At 47.5% G+C, this 18,581-nt stretch carries 17 protein-coding genes and 1 riboswitch; of the genes, 6 read left to right on the forward strand and 11 right to left on the reverse strand.

The features are described 5' to 3' along the window. Positions 1-15: 15 nt before the first annotated feature. Genes U9J37_RS16715 through U9J37_RS16725 form a run of 3 tightly spaced genes read right to left on the reverse strand, consistent with a single transcriptional unit; the run spans position 16 to position 2,090 of the window. A complete protein-coding gene (locus U9J37_RS16715; protein WP_005469565.1) occupies positions 16-615 on the reverse strand; it encodes an HAD family hydrolase in 600 nt (199 codons plus the stop codon). Between the two features lie 22 nt (positions 616-637). Beyond that, positions 638-1,414, reverse strand: coding sequence for a nucleotidyltransferase domain-containing protein (locus U9J37_RS16720; protein WP_005469506.1), 777 nt, complete (start codon positions 1,412-1,414; stop codon positions 638-640). 28 nt (positions 1,415-1,442) lie between these two features. After that, positions 1,443-2,090 (reverse strand): HAD family hydrolase, encoded by a 648-nt coding sequence (locus U9J37_RS16725; RefSeq protein WP_005469579.1) that lies wholly within the window; start codon positions 2,088-2,090, stop codon positions 1,443-1,445. Positions 2,091-2,207: 117 nt separating this feature from the next. Here U9J37_RS16725 and U9J37_RS16730 point away from each other — a divergent pair, with 117 nt between their 5' ends. After that, the gene (locus U9J37_RS16730; protein ID WP_005469555.1) at positions 2,208-2,744 is read left to right on the forward strand and encodes a hypothetical protein; all 537 of its coding nucleotides are present in this window, start codon (positions 2,208-2,210) and stop codon (positions 2,742-2,744) included. A gap of 76 nt (positions 2,745-2,820) precedes the next feature. On the opposite strand, the gene U9J37_RS16735 is transcribed toward U9J37_RS16730, so the two are convergent. Both U9J37_RS16735 and U9J37_RS16740 read right to left on the reverse strand, forming a co-directional pair. After that, the gene (locus tag U9J37_RS16735) at positions 2,821-5,235 is read right to left on the reverse strand and encodes a VolA/Pla-1 family phospholipase (protein WP_043886514.1); all 2,415 of its coding nucleotides are present in this window, start codon (positions 5,233-5,235) and stop codon (positions 2,821-2,823) included. An 18-nt stretch (positions 5,236-5,253) separates the two neighbouring features. Next, positions 5,254-6,498 (reverse strand): outer membrane protein transport protein, encoded by a 1,245-nt coding sequence (locus U9J37_RS16740; protein WP_005469764.1) that lies wholly within the window; start codon positions 6,496-6,498, stop codon positions 5,254-5,256. 411 nt (positions 6,499-6,909) lie between these two features. After that, a riboswitch (FMN riboswitch) is annotated at positions 6,910-7,068 on the forward strand. 106 nt (positions 7,069-7,174) lie between these two features. On the opposite strand from U9J37_RS16740, the gene ribB reads away from it, so the two are divergent. Together ribB and U9J37_RS16750 are read left to right on the forward strand one after the other, a co-directional pair. After that, positions 7,175-7,831, forward strand: coding sequence for a 3,4-dihydroxy-2-butanone-4-phosphate synthase (gene ribB, locus U9J37_RS16745; RefSeq protein ID WP_005469768.1), 657 nt, complete (start codon positions 7,175-7,177; stop codon positions 7,829-7,831). A 117-nt stretch (positions 7,832-7,948) separates the two neighbouring features. Further along, the gene (locus U9J37_RS16750; protein WP_043886534.1) at positions 7,949-8,452 is read left to right on the forward strand and encodes a nucleotidyltransferase family protein; all 504 of its coding nucleotides are present in this window, start codon (positions 7,949-7,951) and stop codon (positions 8,450-8,452) included. On the opposite strand, the gene U9J37_RS16755 is transcribed toward U9J37_RS16750, so the two are convergent. Next, positions 8,449-9,651 (reverse strand): sugar efflux transporter, encoded by a 1,203-nt coding sequence (locus U9J37_RS16755; protein WP_005469737.1) that lies wholly within the window; start codon positions 9,649-9,651, stop codon positions 8,449-8,451. The genes U9J37_RS16750 and U9J37_RS16755 overlap by 4 nt on opposite strands. Positions 9,652-9,830: 179 nt before the next feature. Here U9J37_RS16755 and U9J37_RS16760 point away from each other — a divergent pair, with 179 nt between their 5' ends. The 3 genes from U9J37_RS16760 to U9J37_RS16770 all read left to right on the forward strand — a co-directional run bounded on the left by U9J37_RS16760 (position 9,831) and on the right by U9J37_RS16770 (position 13,070). Beyond that, positions 9,831-10,730: a helix-turn-helix domain-containing protein gene (locus tag U9J37_RS16760; RefSeq protein ID WP_005469740.1), complete on the forward strand. Its 900-nt coding sequence runs from the start codon at positions 9,831-9,833 to the stop codon at positions 10,728-10,730. Between the two features lie 85 nt (positions 10,731-10,815). After that, entirely contained in the window at positions 10,816-12,363 is a 1,548-nt protein-coding gene (locus U9J37_RS16765) for a cryptochrome/photolyase family protein (RefSeq protein ID WP_043886516.1), read from the forward strand. Beyond that, entirely contained in the window at positions 12,363-13,070 is a 708-nt protein-coding gene (locus tag U9J37_RS16770; protein WP_005469725.1) for an SDR family oxidoreductase, read from the forward strand. The genes U9J37_RS16765 and U9J37_RS16770 overlap by 1 nt, the downstream gene beginning before the upstream one ends. 120 nt (positions 13,071-13,190) lie before the next feature. Here the strand turns inward: U9J37_RS16770 and U9J37_RS16775 are convergent, their stop codons facing one another. The 5 genes from U9J37_RS16775 to U9J37_RS16795 all read right to left on the reverse strand — a co-directional run bounded on the left by U9J37_RS16775 (position 13,191) and on the right by U9J37_RS16795 (position 18,532). Continuing rightward, positions 13,191-14,042, reverse strand: a complete 852-nt coding sequence (locus U9J37_RS16775; RefSeq protein ID WP_005469635.1) for an ABC transporter permease — start codon at positions 14,040-14,042, stop codon at positions 13,191-13,193. A gap of 2 nt (positions 14,043-14,044) precedes the next feature. Next, positions 14,045-15,325 carry an ABC transporter permease gene (locus tag U9J37_RS16780; protein WP_005469603.1) on the reverse strand — a complete coding sequence of 427 codons (1,281 nt, stop codon included), beginning with the start codon at positions 15,323-15,325 and terminating at the stop codon, positions 14,045-14,047. Further along, positions 15,322-16,443 carry an ABC transporter ATP-binding protein gene (locus U9J37_RS16785; protein ID WP_043886518.1) on the reverse strand — a complete coding sequence of 374 codons (1,122 nt, stop codon included), beginning with the start codon at positions 16,441-16,443 and terminating at the stop codon, positions 15,322-15,324. Before U9J37_RS16785 ends, U9J37_RS16780 begins: the two co-directional genes overlap by 4 nt. A gap of 127 nt (positions 16,444-16,570) precedes the next feature. Next, positions 16,571-17,485, reverse strand: coding sequence for a dihydrodipicolinate synthase family protein (locus tag U9J37_RS16790; RefSeq protein WP_005469747.1), 915 nt, complete (start codon positions 17,483-17,485; stop codon positions 16,571-16,573). A gap of 69 nt (positions 17,486-17,554) precedes the next feature. Then, the gene (locus U9J37_RS16795; RefSeq protein WP_005469601.1) at positions 17,555-18,532 is read right to left on the reverse strand and encodes a bifunctional Delta(1)-pyrroline-2-carboxylate/Delta(1)-piperideine-2-carboxylate reductase; all 978 of its coding nucleotides are present in this window, start codon (positions 18,530-18,532) and stop codon (positions 17,555-17,557) included. Positions 18,533-18,581: the final 49 nt, after the last annotated feature.

Below are 18,581 nucleotides of genomic sequence, written 5' to 3' on the forward strand. Positions count from 1 at the left end.
TTTGGTTAAAAACCATTAAAAGTGCTCGCGTACAAAGGCTAACGCATCATCGCTGTTATTGTAGACGTGACTGTCGATCCCCATCGCTTTGGCGGCAGCCACGTTAGCCTCGCTATCATCAATAAACACCGCATTGACGGGATTGCCTCCGGCCAGTTGCAGCGCAATCTCAAAAAACAGTCGGTCAGGCTTAGCGACACCAATATGTGAGGAGCTAACAACAAGATCAAAGCTATCTTGCAATGAAACAGAGGCGAGGTCTGCTTCTAACTGAGACGTACCGTTAGTCACCAATACGAGTTTACTCTCAGGGGTATGGTGACGAATCCCTTCTATTAGCGGCGTATCAATAAACCACTCCGCTTGATTCCATATTTTAACCAACTGTGCTGCAGCCTCCTCACCCCAGTGGCGCGCCAGTTGCTCAGTGACTCTGTCACACCATTGCTGATGAGAAATCTCACCGCATACCGCTAAATTCAATAGTTCGGTAGAAAACGCACACGAATACAATGCGCCCTGAGAAACCCCTAGCACCGCTTCTGCCTGAGAAACTTCATTACCCGGCCACTGCCTAATCACCCCATCAAAATCAATTAATACAATACTCTTCAACGCTCACCTCCATGTGATTGTTTCACGCTTTCGCTTTTTCTATTTGTTTTACTACTTTATAGCCAAAGCCAGAGATTAACTCATTGATACGATGCACATTTCCACACTCCCCTTGCGCTAAACGCAAACAAAGTTCTATGGATGTGACATCATCAGGGTAGTATTGGCGCAAAACCTTGGCGATGGAGTCCAAATCACTCAACCAGCTATTGTCTTGCTCTGCGACAAGTAAATAGGCACTGCGCAGCAGTTTTTTACCCAACACTTTAGCACTAGCTTTTCCATCTTGAGCTTGAATAGATTCACGCGACGATTCCAATACCTGCGGAAGATCCTCATTGAGCTGCCAAGCGATCCGTAAGCTCGGTTTATGAAGACGAAATCCAGTCGATAGATCTTCTCCCCATAAGCAGCAACAGCAATGTTTGAGCCAAAACTGCCAACGATACTCCTCCTCTTCAGCCAGCACTTCTTGTAGGTGCCCAGGGTCAAAGTCCAGCTTGCTAATGGCGGAATATTGCAAAGTTAGCTCATTGGCAATACGTTGCAGCTGCTTATGGTCATTTGAAGAAAGCGGTTGATGGAAAACCACGGACGCATCCAAATCTGACTGGCCAAACACAGCATTTCCCCTTGGCACACTGCCATAGAGATAAACGCTATGCAGCTGGTCTGGAAAGGTCTCTTTCAAGCGTCGCAGCATTTGCTCGACTACCGGAGTAAACTCCAGCTGAACATGTTCAACGCTGTATGGGTTATCAATATAGCCTTGGCTAGTGAGTCCTTTATTTTCAAACATGCTGCTCTCCCTAGGCACATCAAATCTATTAAACTAACAGCTCCTGAAAACTGCTGATTTGTTTAATCGACTGGCTCAAATCATTGTTACCATTAAAGCTATGATGAACTGCAACCACATCACAGCCTGCCGAAACACCCGCGCTTACCCCTGCGTGAGAATCTTCGAAAATCACCGCCGCCTCTGTAGGTAAGTCCAGTTGAGAAAGTGCCAATAAATAAGCTTCAGGGTCAGGTTTGTGTTTGGAAACATGCTCTTGAGTGATCACGACATCAAACAGTTCATCAAGGTCTAGTGCCCGTAAAATGTTGTCGACCATCCAAGTGGCCGCAGAGCTAACAACAGCGCATGTTTTACCTTGCTTTTTGAGATATTGAAGATAAGTCAAAGCTCCATGATTGAGCTCCAATTCACTGGCAAGCAATGCCTCATAGTAAGCTCGAAAATGCGTATTAAATTCAGCCAAATCAGGCGAAATACCCGCATGTTGAAAGAAATGCCCTGTGACCACAGGCCAGCTTTCACCCATCACTTGCTTGTAAATATTGAAATCGACCTCTGCTCCATAGTCCGCGCACGCTTTTGCCAGCGCCAACCCTTTTAACGGTTCCGAATTGACTAAAGTTCCGTCCATATCAAACAAAAACGCTTGGTACTGCTCCACGGTTATCTCCATATACAACTTATTTTATGAATGAGCTCTCACATATACAGATTCATGACGTTAATTGCAAAGACATCAGCCAAATAAATGATAACATTAGGTTTTATAACTGATAACAATTAAGTCACAATGCAAACCAAACTACTTACTCTAGCAGTAATGCTGCCAATTTTGGGCGGCTGCGCTTCAAACTCCTTAACTCCTGCCAATGGTAACGGAGCTCTGCTGATAGGCTCCGATGTACAGAACAACGGCGGGCATCACCCATGTAGAAAAGTGGTCGTCTCTCTTTATGAAATGATCAGTGGTGGCGAATATAGCGAAACCCCAATTGAATTGGAGTTTATGCCCAAGCAAAATGAAAAATACTATGTTTTCTCAGATATCAAACCGGGATATTACGTTGCCAAGAACATGCGTTGTTATTCTCAAGCCGGACGCTATTTCAATGATGGTGAACAATTTCTGGATGATAGTCAGAGCTTTGGGGAAACCGTCGAAGCCAATAAGATTACTGTAATGCAGTACTCTTATTACGGTAGAAAGTATAACGATGGTAGTTTCTCTGCCTACCTAACTTATGATAAGCCTGATTTGAAAGAAACGGGCATTTTGGCTGAACTCGAAAGTGACCCAAACTTTGCTGGCTGGAGCATTCGCGACTAAGTCACACCAGAGCGATTACAGAGCGCCAAAACGAACAAAGCCGACCTAGTGGTCGGCTTTTTATTTGGGAAGTTGGTTATTCTAGAACACCACTAGCAACGCCGCTAGTACTCCCATCGTTAGCTAAGAAATCACTGACCAGACTTCTCATCGCCTGTATTTGGGCAACGTCCGTCAAATCAGATTTAGGGACGATAAATGTACTATGTGTTCCTACATCACTGAATTTGGCGAACAATCGCGAGCCTGTAGTTGCACGCGTCGCTTCAGTCAACTCTGTAAGGCCGAGACTACTACCCAACCCTTGAGTCCCCACAAAACTCGCGGTATACGACAGTGGTGTTAATCCATCATCAGCAAGCCCATTATTTGGTACAGTTCCATCTTTATCTACTTGGAGCAACAAAGTTGGGTAAGAGTCACTTGTATCAAAATAACCACTAGCATTTATCATCGAATGAGGATCGACCGTATCAACGAGAGTCTGTGCGGCAACCTTAAATGGAACCAGTTTGGACTCTAGCTCTTTCGCAAGCTCTGGTTGTTGGAGTACGAATCCGTTGTAGCAATCCTTGTCACTTAAGCTGTTAGCTTTACAAACATCCGCAACTTGAGTTTTGTAGTTTGCATCCAACTCTTTCGCTAGATTGTGTTTAATTTCTGGACCGAACTCTTTTGATGCAAAAAGCAGTTCAGCAATATGTCCACCCGCATTTGGGTATGCTGCAGACTTAAAGCCAAATGCACCGACTTTCTGTGCAGTGGCAACGGATGTTAAGCCTGTAATGCCACCCAACGAATGCCCTAAGAACTTGATTGAGTCGTTGGACAAAGTCACACCAGCTAGTGGTGTTCCTGAGAAATCATTGCCTGGCAAAGAAAGGGCCATACGCAGACCAATCACATCAAGTACACTCTGGCGAATGTTGTCTCGCGCAACTGGCAGCGCTGACAAGTTAAGATAGTAAAGTGCATTATCCGTAGTCGAGATCGCTCCACCAGCTAACGCACGCGAGCCATGAATAGGATGATCAATTGCGATGACAGCCAAGTTTTGCGCCGTCAAGTTAGCGGCAAACGCATAAGCGTTCTCTTTGACCGTCGTAATACCATGTTGATAGACAACAACACCATCCGGCGTACCCGTAGTTGGAGTAAACAACAACACATCGACTGATTCCAACGATTTAACCTTAGGGATCGGAGAATATTGGGTAACAATGCGCTCTTTATCCAGTGCGCCGCCCTCTACAGGATCAGTAAGGTCAACGCCCATTAATGCCGTAACGGATAGATTTTGTGGGTCAATACTCTTAGATACCAACTGAGCAATTACGTTATCTTTGGTCTTATCATCAGTCAGAGCATGGTTCAAAATTGCTAAACTCGGCGTTGCTGATTCAAACGGTGTCGTCGCAAAAGTCGTTGGATTGGTTTCTAGGAAATAAGGTAACTTCAGGGTACCTTTGGTAACGTTTACCGAGTTGTAATCAACGCCACCCGCTGTATAAACAGCCGGCACTGCGCCAATGAACGCTGCGGCATCGGTTTCACCCTCTTTGCTTAGATACTTCTTAACATTGGCGTCATTTTGCAGTGCAGCAAGAAAACCCGTTGTATTTGCTGTATCGAATGACAATGAGTAGGCATCACTTAAATCTACGGCATTTGGGTTCGCAGACCCTTTCCACAAAGCATTAAGCGCATTCGTTGGAGCAACGGAAGCCAACACACCCGCTGTAGCCTCAACAACGTCCCCAACAGATGTTGTTGTAAACCAAGAAGAGTAAACAATTTTTGTCGTATCAACACCCACTGCATTTGCCAATGCTTCCTGACCTTTGATAAGAGACTGCGCGCTCGCTAGATCCCCTGATGTATAAGTCACTGTATTGGTCTTTAAGCCCGCATAGCTTTGAGAGGTACCAACGGGATCACCATTCACATCTGTTACGTCATCGGTGATGATAAGCAAATATTCAGACTTCTCATCAAACGGTACAGTCGGAGCAATCGCTAGTGTGCTTCCTTGCTTGTATACAACATAGTCCGTCGTCGCAACAGGAGTAGGGATTAAAGGTGTTGTACTTGTATCGGTAAGTTTCTTAGACAGTTTCAGTAGGGTGACACCTGTAGGAACAACACCAGCCGTTTCTCCAAAACCAGCTCCTTCAAACGAAATGTAGATAGGCATAGTGGTAGAAAAACCGTCAGCATAATTCAGTGCGGCGCGAGGGTTGGAAATACTGTCGTCGCCTCCAGTCGGAATTTTTAGTGTTCCATCAACAGAATCAAACAACAAATTGTTATTAAGGGGTACTGATGCATTCGCCCCTTTCAAAGCCATCTTTTGTGTAGTTGAACGTGCTAAGGAGGTTTCCAAGTAGGCTTCTAGCTTTTGATTCTCGGTGCCAGAACTTTGGGTGTTGTCACCACAACCCGCCATTAAGATAGCGGAGCAAAGTAGAGATAATTTCAGGGTATGTTTCATCTTTTGTCTCCAGAGATCTTATTTAAACGTGTAGTTAAGCTGCATTGCAGAAATATAAGCGGTGCCTTCAGCTTCAAAGGTTCTCTCTTGATCTAGAGCATTCTCTTCAGTGAAAGAGCCTTTCGAACTTACAACTAATGCAAAACCAGCATCTAGAGACAAGTTATCACTCCACATATAAGTCACACCTGCGCTGTACCAACGTCGGTCACTGTCTGGGATGCTTAGGGTCGCCTTACCTGCTTGCTCATCAAACGCGAAACCAGCTCTCAACGTCCAATCAGCATTTAGTTGGTAAGTCGCACCCAAAGATAGTCGATCATTATCTTCATATTTTTCAGGCTTGTAGAAACACTGTCCAGGGACTCCATCGTCACAGTCTGGGCTTGTTGCTTTTAGCTCCTCAAAGGTGCTCCAATCCGTTCGCTGCCAACCATAGTGAACCGCCCATTGCTCGTTCAGCTGATGGAACGCAGATAATTCCATAATTGCAGGCAGGTCAATTTTTAAACGACCTGTCACTTTTGATTCCGTCGCAATACCTGAGTCATAGCTGCTGAACTCACCATCATCGAAATCGAGTTTAACGGCAGAGCGGTAGCCAAAGGCAAACCGATGGTTTTCGTTTAGTTCATAAAGTGCACCAACATTCCAACCATAGCCAAAAGTCTCACCAGTCATACCAATAAGACGGTCAGAGTACTGACCACCAACAAAATCAGCAGTTTCACCCTTATGCCTTGTAAGCTCCGCCTCTGCATAAACCAAATTGACACCAGCACCGACACTAAACGATTCGTTAATGCGGTAAGCAATATTTGGATTTAAGTTAACGGACAAAAGAGAAGTATGGCCAGCCATATCACCAGCAGAGATATCATCTGGATAATCCGTGGCGACACCGTAGTTTGTGAATAGACCTATACCCCAAGCCCAGCTATCGTTGATTGGGCTGATGTAGTAACTCGCTGGAACAACTTGAAGAGGAGCAACATCATCAGACTGCTCTTTGTTATCCACATCGTAAACATTCACCTCAGGATCAACGATCGACAGCGCACCAGAAAAGGTGGTGTTTTCAAAAAGTGTCATGGCAGCGGGGTTACGTGCTAATACACTCGCATTGTCGGCGACCGCGCCTTCACCAGAAAACGCGCGACCGAGGCCCGATGCCGAGTGTTCTGCGACTTGGAAACCTGCGGAATGAGCGTTACACGCAAACAATATGGAGATTGTCAGCAGAGAGCAGTGCTTTTTATTCATCCTTGACCCTCCTAGGGTACGTTCTTTTTCGAATGGCATTGTTGTAGTTTTTGTTGTGCGACACTATGCGGAAATCGGATGTGAATACGCACAATGTTAATTAGATGTTATTTTTTGTATATCGAAATGTCAAAAAATAACCAACATTGGCGCATCAAAAATGACGCATTAGTCATAGCAATAATATAAAGCGTTGTATTATCTACACTTATCTATAGAAAGTGGTCAGATCAGATTTGTTATCGATTACATCGTTTAGATATCGAACCAAACGAGCAAAAAATCAACAAACGCCCAGAGCCGAGTGACTTATCTGGGGAGCTTTTAACAACAACACTAAATCGATGATAACGTTTGCTTCTCATCGATGCGGTTAATCGTTACAATCCCTTACGCGATTTACGCAACTTTATTTATTCTCAGGGCGGGGCGAAATTCCCCACCGGCGGTAAGTTGTTCTTCACTGTTAATGATGAAACAACAAGCCCGCGAGCGCTCGATTCGTCGAGGTCAGCAGATCTGGTGAGAAACCAGAGCCGACGGTTACAGTCCGGATGAGAGAGAATGAAAATACATCACCGAAGTCATCTTTGGTGATGCCTTTCGTTTTGGCTGGAGTTTTAGGACTCTAGTGCTCATATATGCCCTGATTCTGGTGATATTTTAGGAGTTAACCATGAATCAGTCCTCTTTACTTGCCGAATTCGGTGACCCAATTACCCGCGTTGAAAATGCACTTATCGCCTTAAAAGAAGGTCGTGGTGTGTTGTTACTCGATGATGAAGATCGCGAAAACGAAGGCGATATCATTTATTCGGTGGAATCTCTGACCACCGCTCAAATGGCGTTAATGATTCGCGAATGCAGCGGCATCGTTTGCCTATGTTTGCCAGAAGAGCAAGCGGATCGTCTAGAGCTCACGCCAATGGTTGAGAACAACAACAGCGCCAACCAAACCGCATTTACCGTATCAATTGAAGCGAAAGTAGGCGTAACCACTGGTGTCTCCGCGCAAGATCGCGTGACAACGATTAAAACGGCGGCAAACCCAACTGCAAAGCCGTCTGATCTGGCTCGCCCAGGCCACGTATTTCCGCTTCGTGCACGCAAAGGTGGCGTACTAACACGTCGTGGACATACAGAAGGTACTATCGATCTAATGCAGATGGCAGGGTTACAGCCTGCTGGTGTGCTTTGTGAAGTGACCAACTCAGATGGTAGCATGGCGAAAACGCCAGAAATCGTCGCCTTTGGTAAGCTGCACAATATGCCAGTCCTGACGATTGAAGATATGGTGCTATACCGCCAACAGTTTGATCTTAAACTGGCGTAAACCAGAGCCAAGTGCGCGGTCTCTCCTGCGTACTTGGCACTTTCTCGCTAACCAACTGCGGCAGTGACGACCTTGAACATCCAATTACAACGCCTTATTGAACAAGACTCGCAACGCATGGCGATTCTAAGACTGGTCGCTACCTTCAACTTACCTCAAAGTTGTGTCGCCGCTGGATTCGTGCGAAATCTTGTCTGGGACACGCTTCATCACCACACAAACTCAACGCCGTTGAATGATATCGATGTGATCTATTTCGACTCTGAAAACCTTGAAGCGGCGCGAGATCTGGCAATTGAAGCGCAACTTAGTGAACAGATGCCAGAGCTTAATTGGCAAGTGCGAAATCAAGCCCGCATGCACGAGCGAAATGGAGATAAGCCCTATTTGGATGTTGTTGATGCCATGAGTTACTGGCCAGAGAAAGAGACCGCTGTCGCTGCGAAAATTAACGCGGATGGAATGGTCGAATGCATCAGCGCGTTTGGTTACGAATCTTTGTTCGCTCTACATATCTCGCATAATCCCAAACGAGACATCAGCAGCTTTGACCAAAGAGTCACGAGTAAAAACTGGTTAACACTTTGGCCAAAGCTTACTGTCGTAAGGAACTCGGTTTAAGCAGCGACGACGTTGCTTTGTGACTGTCGATGCTTCGTTTCTATCGCCGCAAATAGTGCCAATAAAATCAGTGCTGCAATGGAACCTGCGAACGAGACATACAAGGTGCTGTAGTAGTTAAACAGCTCTCCAACCACACCGACGGACAAGCTCGCCACCAGCATACTGACGTTAAGCATATTTGAGAACAAGGTTGATGCTGTGCCCAAACGGTCTTTCATCATATCTTGAAGCACCACCATACCTAGCGTGGCGCACACGCCGATAAAGAAACCATTCAGCAATTGCGCGGCAAGCATGGCGGCGAAGCTAGTACTCATCAGCATCACAAAATAGAACGCGATGCCACTTGCAATGCCCATCATCAACAGTTTGATGGTCCCTACCCGCTCTGCCAGCCTACCTGCGCCGAGCATAATTGGAATTTCGCACAGTGCTCCCGCGCCAAATAGAATCCCTAGCCAACTTGGATCCACCATTAGTTCTTGCGATAAGTAAAGCGGCATACTGGTGATGTAAAGGTTGTTCGCTGCGAAGGCAAACACTACCACCAAGCAATAGACAGCAATCAAATGATTGGCCGTTTGAGGAGCTTTAGTGACCGCTTGTGGTTCTTCTTCTGAATCTTGTTTAACAACGCCATTGGGCAAGTACTTAGCAATCACCAAAATGGAGACACTGACAATCGTCGCCGAAACACCAAACGACGCATTGTAGCCAAAGCTCGCTTTAAGCATAAATGCCAATGGAGGACCGAATACCCACGCAATGGCAATACCTGCACGCATGGTAGACAGGAAGGTGGTGCTGTCTTCGACATAGCGATCGCCGTACTCGCGACCCAAAGCAAATAGCTGCCCAAATGCGGCGCCACTGACGCTACCAAACACGGTCGCGATGGTGATAGCGAGCCAATAATCTCGCACCGCGATAAAGCTCGATACAGTGATGAGATAGCAAGTCAGCGCCACCAGCAAAATCGTTTTGCGCTTCCAGTTCTTATCTGATTGTCTTGCGATCAGCTGCGACACAACCACCGCACTGACAACCGCCATCACCATATAAAGGCTCAGCATCATCGGCGATGCACCCAATTCTTCGACAATGAACAAACTCGATAGCGGATAAAAAAAGGCCCCGCATAAACCAGTAACGAACGCGGTGATGATAAACAACAATGCTGTTTTATCTTTCAACATATGTGGGGCTCCTTTGAGTTAAGTGTGTGAGTTAGTGAGGCTACAGTTTAATCAAAGATATGCAGGCCCATTGATAGTATTCGAGCTACCTCTAATACTAATCCTTCAACTTACCAAACTCCTTTGACAGAAAAGCAACAGTTACCCTAATCTTGGTTGGTCAGATTAGGAGCTGAGCGATGAAGCCGTATATTGAAAATGTGATGGACACTCCGAGCAACGATTGGATCGTGCGCGAGTATCATTGCCGAATCAAAAAAGAAGAATTTGCCTGCTCATGGCACTATCACACCGAATACGAACTGGTGCTTTATCAAGACCCAGATAACGTCTTTAACGGCAACTATTTTGCCGGAGATTCGGTCGGCTCCATTGGACACAACACCCTCTTGCTTTATGGCCCCGGTCTGCCTCATATGATCACAGGCCAACTTAACGGCTCAGATGAAAAGCCGCATCACTCCGTCATTGTCTGGCTCAAACATCACTGGATAGAAAAACTGCAAGCCACAATTCCAGAAGCTCGAAACATCAAACGCTTACTCGAAGACTCTGCCTATGGCCTCAAATTCAGCCCTGCCGTTTCGCAGCAGGTTTCCGACCTATTGACTGGGGTTGAAAACCTAAATCGAGCCTTTCAGGCGGTTCGGGTGATAGAAGTGTTGCTGCTACTCGCCGGTGATGGGCAGTCAGAGAAACTTTCCGCCTCTCCTTATCGAATTAGCCAGTTATCTGGCAACCGCGAAGCGCGGCAAAAAGTGCAATTAGCCACGCACTATATTGAGGAAAACTACGCCAAAGCGATACGCATCTCCGATTTAAGTAAGAGTCTGCACATGAGTGAAAGCTCTGCGTATCGCCTGTTTGAAAAGCACTATGGGGTGAGCTTTTCGGACCACATCAAACAGTTTCGCATCGGCAAAGCCTGTGAGCTGCTGGCGAGTACATCGTTACCTATTGCGTTGGTGGCCGAAAATACAGGGTTTCAAAACCTCTCGAACTTTAATCGCCAGTTCAAAACGGTGAAAGAGATGACACCAACCCAGTTCCGCAACCAGTTCCAACAGGCGATTAAATAGGACAAACTTTCCGTCAAAGCACGTCATTGCCTGATCCCAATAGAGCGCCGATGCGTAAGGGTATTAAACTCTGTTAAGCAAATGAATGAACATGACCACCATCCGCCTCATCTTAGGTGACCAACTCAATATCAAGCACTCTTGGTTTCAGCACCAAGACGACCGCGTGTTGTATGTTATCGCTGAACTCCATCAGGAAGCGAGTTACACCACTCACCACATTCAAAAGCACTGCGCCTTCTTTGCGGCTATGACCAGTTTTGCCGACGAGCTTAAGCAACTCGGCCATCAGGTGCTCTATCTCGACTTAGACCAGAGTGAACAATATCAAGACTTGCCTCACTTGCTTGCAAGCCTTGTCGAGCAACATCAAGCCACTCACCTTGAGTATCAACGCCCCGATGAATACCGCTTGCTCAAGCAGCTAGAGGCACTCGCTATTGAAGGGGTGAAAATCACTATGGTGGAGAGCGAGCACTTCCTGTTCCCGTTTGAAGAAATTGCCGAGGCTTTTCCGGCTGGTAAACACATCTTGATGGAACACTTTTACCGCAAAATGCGCCGACGCTTCAATCTACTTATGGAAGGTGAAAAACCGGTCGGGGGCAAATGGAACTTAGATGCCAACAATCGCAATGCGTTTAAAGAGGACGACCTAGAGTCGATCCCCAACCCACTGATGTTTGCCACAGATGTCAGTGATATTTTGGCAAGGCTTGCACGCCACAAGGTGAAAAACATAGGTGATGTCTCCAACCCACTGATTTGGCCTATCAATCGTAGCCAAGCTCTTAATTTATTGGCGCATTTTTGCCAGCACTGCTTGCCGCGATTTGGTTTTTTCCAAGATGCCATGACAGACCGTCACCCAGCGAGTTGGAGCTTGTATCACAGTCGACTCTCTTTCGCCCTTAACAGTAAGTTGATTTCCCCTCTTGAAGTTGTCACTAGTGCCATCACCTATTTCGAAAAGGCCAACGGCGACATTTCACTGTCACAGATTGAGGGGTTTGTCCGTCAAATCATCGGTTGGCGGGAATACATTCGCGCGGTCTACTGGGCAAACATGCCCCAATACAAAACGCGAAATCATTTTGATGCAAAACGCCCACTGCCAAATTACTTCTGGACAGGCAAAAGTGGCATGAACTGCCTTAACCAAGCGGTTGGCCAATCTCTGGAGCATGCCTACGCTCATCATATCCAGCGCCTTATGGTGACTGGCAACTTCACACTGCTGGCGGGGATCAACCCTGATGAAGTCGATGAGTGGTATTTGGGTATATACATAGATGCCATCGAGTGGGTTGAGATGCCCAACACCCGTGGTATGGCACTGTACGCCGATGGCGGGATCGTAGGGACTAAACCCTATGCAGCCAGTGGTGCTTACATCAATCGAATGAGTGACTACTGCAAATCGTGCCGCTACAAAGTAAACCAAAAAAGTGGCCCAACGTCGTGCCCACTTAACAGCCTCTACTGGCATTTTATGGTCAGACATCGCGATCGAATTGGCACTCTTCCTCGCATCGGCATGATATACCGCAATTGGGACAAGATGAGCGAAGAAGCACAACATGCCATTTTAGAGACCGCAGAACGTAATCTTCAACGTTTGGAGGAGCTGTAATGAAAATACTCGTAATCGGAGGAAGCGGCGGTATCGGTAAAGCCATCGTCAACCATCTCGTTAGCCACTACCCGCAAGTTGACGTCGCTGCTACCTATCACCGTAACCAGCCCGAGCACCAGCAAAGCCTAGTTCGCTGGTATCCACTTGATGTCGAGGACGAAGCCAGCATTAAACAACTTGCCCAACAGTTTGAACAGTTGGATTGGATCATCAACTGCGTGGGAATGCTGCATACACAGCACCAAAAACCAGAAAAGAACCTTGCCTCAATCGACCCAGATTTCTTCCTCAAAAGTATGGCGGTCAACTGTTTGCCTACTCTACTAATTGCCAAACATTTCCAACCTTTGTTGAGAAAAAGCGCTCACCCCTGCCTTGCCACCGTCTCGGCCAAGGTCGGCAGCATTACTGATAATCAACTCGGCGGTTGGTACAGTTATCGGAGTTCCAAAGCAGCCCTCAACATGGCACTCAAATCCATCGCCATTGAATGGGGGCGCTTAATGCCCAAAAGCGTGGTGGTTGCGCTTCACCCTGGCACCACCGATACCCAATTGTCCAAGCCGTTCCAAACTAACGTGCCTGAGGGAAAACTCTTCACGCCAACTTATGTGGCGACTCAGCTGATAACTATTTTGCACTCACTCAAGGCGAGCGACAGTGGCAGCTTTATCGCCTATGACGGAGAGCGATTGCCCTGGTAGCCAAAAACAAAAAAGCGCTTCGAAGAAGAGTCGAAGCGCGATGGAAAAGGTAAGGACGGGAGTTGAAGCCTACAATACCTGGATGGTGACCTTACCGCTTTTGCCCAACAATCACAGAAGTTACGACTCGCTAATCCCCCTTATGCGCGCATTGCGTCTACGCAACATTTCTAGGGTGACGAGCAACAGTACCGACATCAAAATCAACAAGCTCGCGACGGCCAAAATAGTGGGGCTAATTTGCTCACGAATTCCCGACCACATCTGTCTAGGGACCGTTCTTTGTTCGACGCCGGTAATAAACAGCGCCACCACCACTTCATCAAACGATGTCCCGAACGCAAACAAGCCACCTGAGATCATTCCCGGACGGATGAGAGGAAAAGTCACGTGGCGAAACGCGTAAATGGGATTGGCACCTAGGCTGTATGCTGCTCTAACTAAACTATGATCGAAGCCACTCAAGGTCGCCGTTACGGTAATCACCACAAAGGGCGTCCCTAATGCAGCATGAGCCAGCACAATGCCAACAAAGGTTTGTGAAAGGTCTAACCGCGTGTAGAAAAAGTACATTGCAGCGGCAGAAATGATCACAGGAACAATCATCGGTGAAATCAAAAACGCCATAATGGTATTGCGAAATGGGACATTGTTCGCCGCGAGCCCCATCGCCGCTAACGTACCCAACGCTGTGGCTACAATAGTGGCGCAAATCGCAATCAGCGTGCTGTTTTTCAGGGCATTGATCCACTGCTGGTTAGAAAACATATCCACGTACCAGCGAATCGAATACGCCTCGGGATCCAAACTCAACATACCTTCGGTAAAAGTAAAATAGGGGGTGGCGTTAAATGAGAGCGGAATAATGATTAAGATTGGCGCAATCAGAAACAAGAACACCAAAGTACAAAACCCTAAGTAGCCATAATACGCCACGCGCTCGCGGCCACTACAGTAGCTCGGCAGTGCCATAACTAACCTCCTACCTTAATATTGTTAATGCCAACGACGCGATTAAAGAGGTAAAACAGCGCCAGCACGACTGCCAGAAGTAATCCACCTAGCGCGGCTGCCATCCCCCAGTTCAGTGACGTCTGCATGTGATACGCGATCATATTTGAAATCATTTGACCACTTCGTCCTCCAACCAGCGCAGGCGTAATGTAAAAACCGATAGAAAGAATGAACGTCAGCAGCGCCCCCGCGCCAATGCCTGGCAGAGTGAGCGGCATGTAAACCTTAATGAAAGCGGTCGCTGGCGTCGCACCTAATGACCTAGCTGCGCGAAAGTAACTGGGGCTGATGCCTTTCATGACACTGTAGAGAGGCAATATCATAAACGGCAGCAGGATATGAACCATGGCGACAATGGTGCCAAAGGTATTGTGTACCATCGCCAGCCGTTCGGAAGTCACCCCAGACCAAATCAACACATCATTGATCACTCCTTGGTTTTGCAGTAGCACAATCCAAGATGTCGTTCTCACCAATAGTGAGGTCCAAAAAGGGAGCAGCACCACAATCAGCAATAAGTTCGCCTGTTTGTCTGGCAAATTGGCAAGCAGATAAGCCACCGGATACGCCATCACTAAGCAGATCAAAGTAATAGTGAGTGACATTCCAAACGTTTTGCTAAATAGGTCGACGTAGACTTGGCGCGTCTCTGGCTGAGCGCTGATGTAACCTTGATCGTCATAACGCATATCGAGCGCGGCAAGGTAATAGCTCAAGGTGTAAGGAGAGCTTAAGGTCTTCAATGCCGACCAATAGTGCGGCTTAGCCCAGCGTTTATCGAGTTGTTGTATCTCTGCCGCGCTGACAGGAAGGCGCTCTAACTTCGCCAGTTTTCGCCCCGTTTTCATCATTAAACTGCGCATTCCCGACACTTCGATATTCAATCGATTAGCCAGTTTAGGCAATGTTTTATCTTGATAGCGCGCCTTCAGCTCTTGCATAAATTGCTGCTGGATCGCCACGCTTGGCAAACCTTGATAATCCCACTGTTTGATCACTTTTGCCGTTTGAGGAAAACCACTCGGTACCGCTTGATTGTCGACACTGCGATACAGCATCTCAACGATTGGAAAAGCAAAGGTGACGCAAATAAAACAGACCAAAGGAAGGATAAGCAAAAGGGATCGAATCTGTTTCTGTCGTTCGGCACGCTTCAATTGAGATTTAAGATCTGGCTTGGGTTTAGCCAGCTTTCTTTGCAAGGAAATGACCGAAGAAAGTCCACTCAGCTCACGGCTCATGCCACTTCCTCCTGCTCAAAGGACTCTTTAGGACAATCAAGCGCATGACAATCTTGGCGGTTCCAACCGATCGCAAAGACCCCTCCGAGCTTAAACGCTTGCGAGTGGCGATGATCGTTGGTGACCTTAACCACCAGATCGCCCACACCCGAAACACTGACGACCAGACGATGGTGATCGCCGTGATAAATCAGCTCTTTCAAAATGCCCGTTACTTGGTTATCACTCCCATCCAGTTCCGGCGTAATACTGATCTTCTCAGGACGTATCGACAACAATGTCGGCTCGCCAACCTCACTCACACTTACCGCTTTCGCCGACAGTTGCTGCGGTCCAACCTGAACTAAGCAATGGTTACAATCAAGCGCCTCAACCGTACCGAAGAGTTGGTTGTTTTCGCCAATAAACTGCGCCACAAAGGCATTACTGGGTGATTCGTACAGATCCGTCGGCGACGCCAACTGCTGAACCGCACCGTGATTAAACACCGCAATGCGATCAGACATGGTCAAGGCTTCATCCTGATCATGGGTCACGTACAAAATGGTAATGCCTAACTTCTCATGCAAGTGCTTGATCTCAAGTTGCATTTGCTCTCGAAGCTGCTTGTCGAGTGCCCCTAAAGGCTCATCCATTAAGACCAGTTTTGGCTCAAACACCAATGCTCGCGCCAACGCAACACGCTGCTGCTGGCCACCTGAAAGCTGCTTTGGGTAGCGGTTCGCCACATGCTCAAGCTCTACCATTTTCAAAGCGGCATCGACTTTGCGCGAGACCTCTTCCGAAGGCAGTTTTCTGACCTTAAGCGGAAAAGCGAGGTTTTCTGCAATCGTCATGTGTGGGAACAACGCATAGTTTTGAAACACCATACCAATGTCTCGTTTATGCGGTGCAAGATTATTGACTGGCGTGCCATCAATGTAGATTTCGCCGCCCGTAGCGGTTTCGAAACCTGCCAACATCATCAAACAGGTGGTTTTTCCAGAGCCAGACGGCCCAAGCATGGTGACAAACTCGCCAGGTTTGATGTCTAAGTTAAAATCCTTTACCACCAAGTTTTCACCATCGTAGGTTTTCTGAACGTGCTGAAAGCTGACGTACTCTTTATGCATTGTCATGGTTGTTCCTTTTCGACAAATCGATCACCCAATCCAGCTAGGTAAACAGCTTAACGTCCTAATAAGCCGTTTACGTAAAGGGATTGAAGGCAGGGTCTCCCCCTGCCTTTCTCTCTGAATTAACGGTTTATAGGTTGTACTTAGCAAGATCTGGGCGAGTTGCCATCGCATGCTCCACCATGGCGATCACCCGGGCACGCTCTTCCCCTTTGAGGTTTTGGCGAGGGGCACGCACTTGCTCACTGCCGCGGCCACACACTTGTTCTGCCAGCTTAATACACTGGACCAGCGTCGGAATCGTATCCAAACGCAGCAAAGGTAGGAACCAGCGATAAATCTCTAACGCTTCCGCGTAACGACCTTGACTCGCCAGCTTGTAGATTGCCACCGATTCCGCAGGGAAAGCGTTGGTCAGACCGGAAATCCAGCCCGTGGCACCAAGCATTAATGACTCTAGCGCAATGTCGTCGACGCCACTAAATACGGTGAAACGATCATCAAAACGATTGTACAACTCAGTAATGCGGCGCGTGTCGGTCGTTGACTCTTTTACCGCGACAATGCTTTCGCAACTCGCCAATTGCTCCATCATATCTAGGCTGACATCGACCCCGTAAGAGACTGGGTTGTTGTAAATCATGATCGGCATTTCTGGTGTCGCTTCTGCGAGCGTGCGGTAGTAGTCCACCGTCTCACTGTCTGATGTGCGATAAACCATCGCAGGCATCACCATGCAGCCATCAATACCGATTTTTTGCGCATCCTGCATATATTGCACAGAAGCTGTTGTGATTGATTCAGCGGTACCCGCAATCAAGGGCACACGGCCTGCAACAACCTCGTGCGCCGCCTTTAAGACCTGACGCTTCTCTTCTGGGTACAGCGCGCAGTTTTCACCGACCGTACCTAGACAGATGATGCCGTTCACGCCATCGTTAATTTGATTATCAATGACGGTTTGAGTCGCATCTAAGTCGATGGTTTGATCCGCGCGAAATTGAGTGCTGACCGCTGGGTACACACCTTTCCAATCTACTTTCATTTTTACCTTCCATTTGTATATTGTATGCAATTTTAACAGTCGCACGAACACGACTATCCGACGTTGGGACTACCCCATAAACGATTGTGTATCTTGTTGATCGAGAACGAACCTTACCGCCGCAAGATCGGCAAGTGCGCTACCGACCGATTTGTACAAGGTGATTTCAGAATCATCGGTTCTGCCGATGTGCTTGCCAGCGCACAGGTCTGTTAGCTCAGCGTTTATCGCCTCTTCTGCAAACTCACCATTGGCAATCGGAATCAGCAACTCTCCCGCTTCGGCTAACACATTAACTCGGCTATCAACAAACACACTGGAACGTTGAATGCTTGCGCTATCGCACTCACGTTTATCTTTGTCATGGTTACCTATCAGATCGATATGCGTACCCGGCAGCAACTTTGTACCATCGAACAGTGGCTGCGCCGCTCCTGTGACACAGGTGATCGCATCGACCTCAGCAAGGTGTTCATCGACTCCTGACACCGCTTCAACATGGTAACGACAAGATTCAGCTAACAACTGATATTCACTGCCAGACAAAATCTTATCAACGGCGGCCTGCGCTTTTTGGTTGTTTCTGCCCCACACCAGCACCTTTTTTATCGGCCGAATGGCTGCGTATGCCCACGCCATGTACGGCGCAAGATTGCCAGTCCCGCAAATAAGTAACGTCTCTGCATCCTTCCTTGCCAGATAATCAGCCGCAAGCGCTGAAGCCCCTGCGGTACGCCAATACGTGAGTACCTTGCCATCGAGTAGCGCCAGCGGCTCCCCATGCGAGCGATCAAAAGCAAGGATCTTCGACGCTAAACTGTCTCGCCCTTGCAAGCAGTTATTAGGAAAGTAGGTGAACGCTTTTACCGTGATCAATGAGTCATTCCATGCCGGCAGCAACGCAAAGGCATCATGCTCTCCCTCTTTCAAGGGCATCACACGGCGCTGAGGAATCGTCGCGTGGTGCTGATACGTTTGGCGCATCGATTCAATCAAACCTTGCATCGAAAGCGACTGGACGATTTGCTCTGCATCGAGATTAAGCATTATTGTTTCCTTGTTAAGAGGCGGAAAAGACCGCCTCGTTGACCTCAAA

Source organism: Vibrio sp. 16 (assembly GCF_963681195.1).
GTDB classification, from domain to species: domain Bacteria; phylum Pseudomonadota; class Gammaproteobacteria; order Enterobacterales; family Vibrionaceae; genus Vibrio; species Vibrio sinaloensis_D.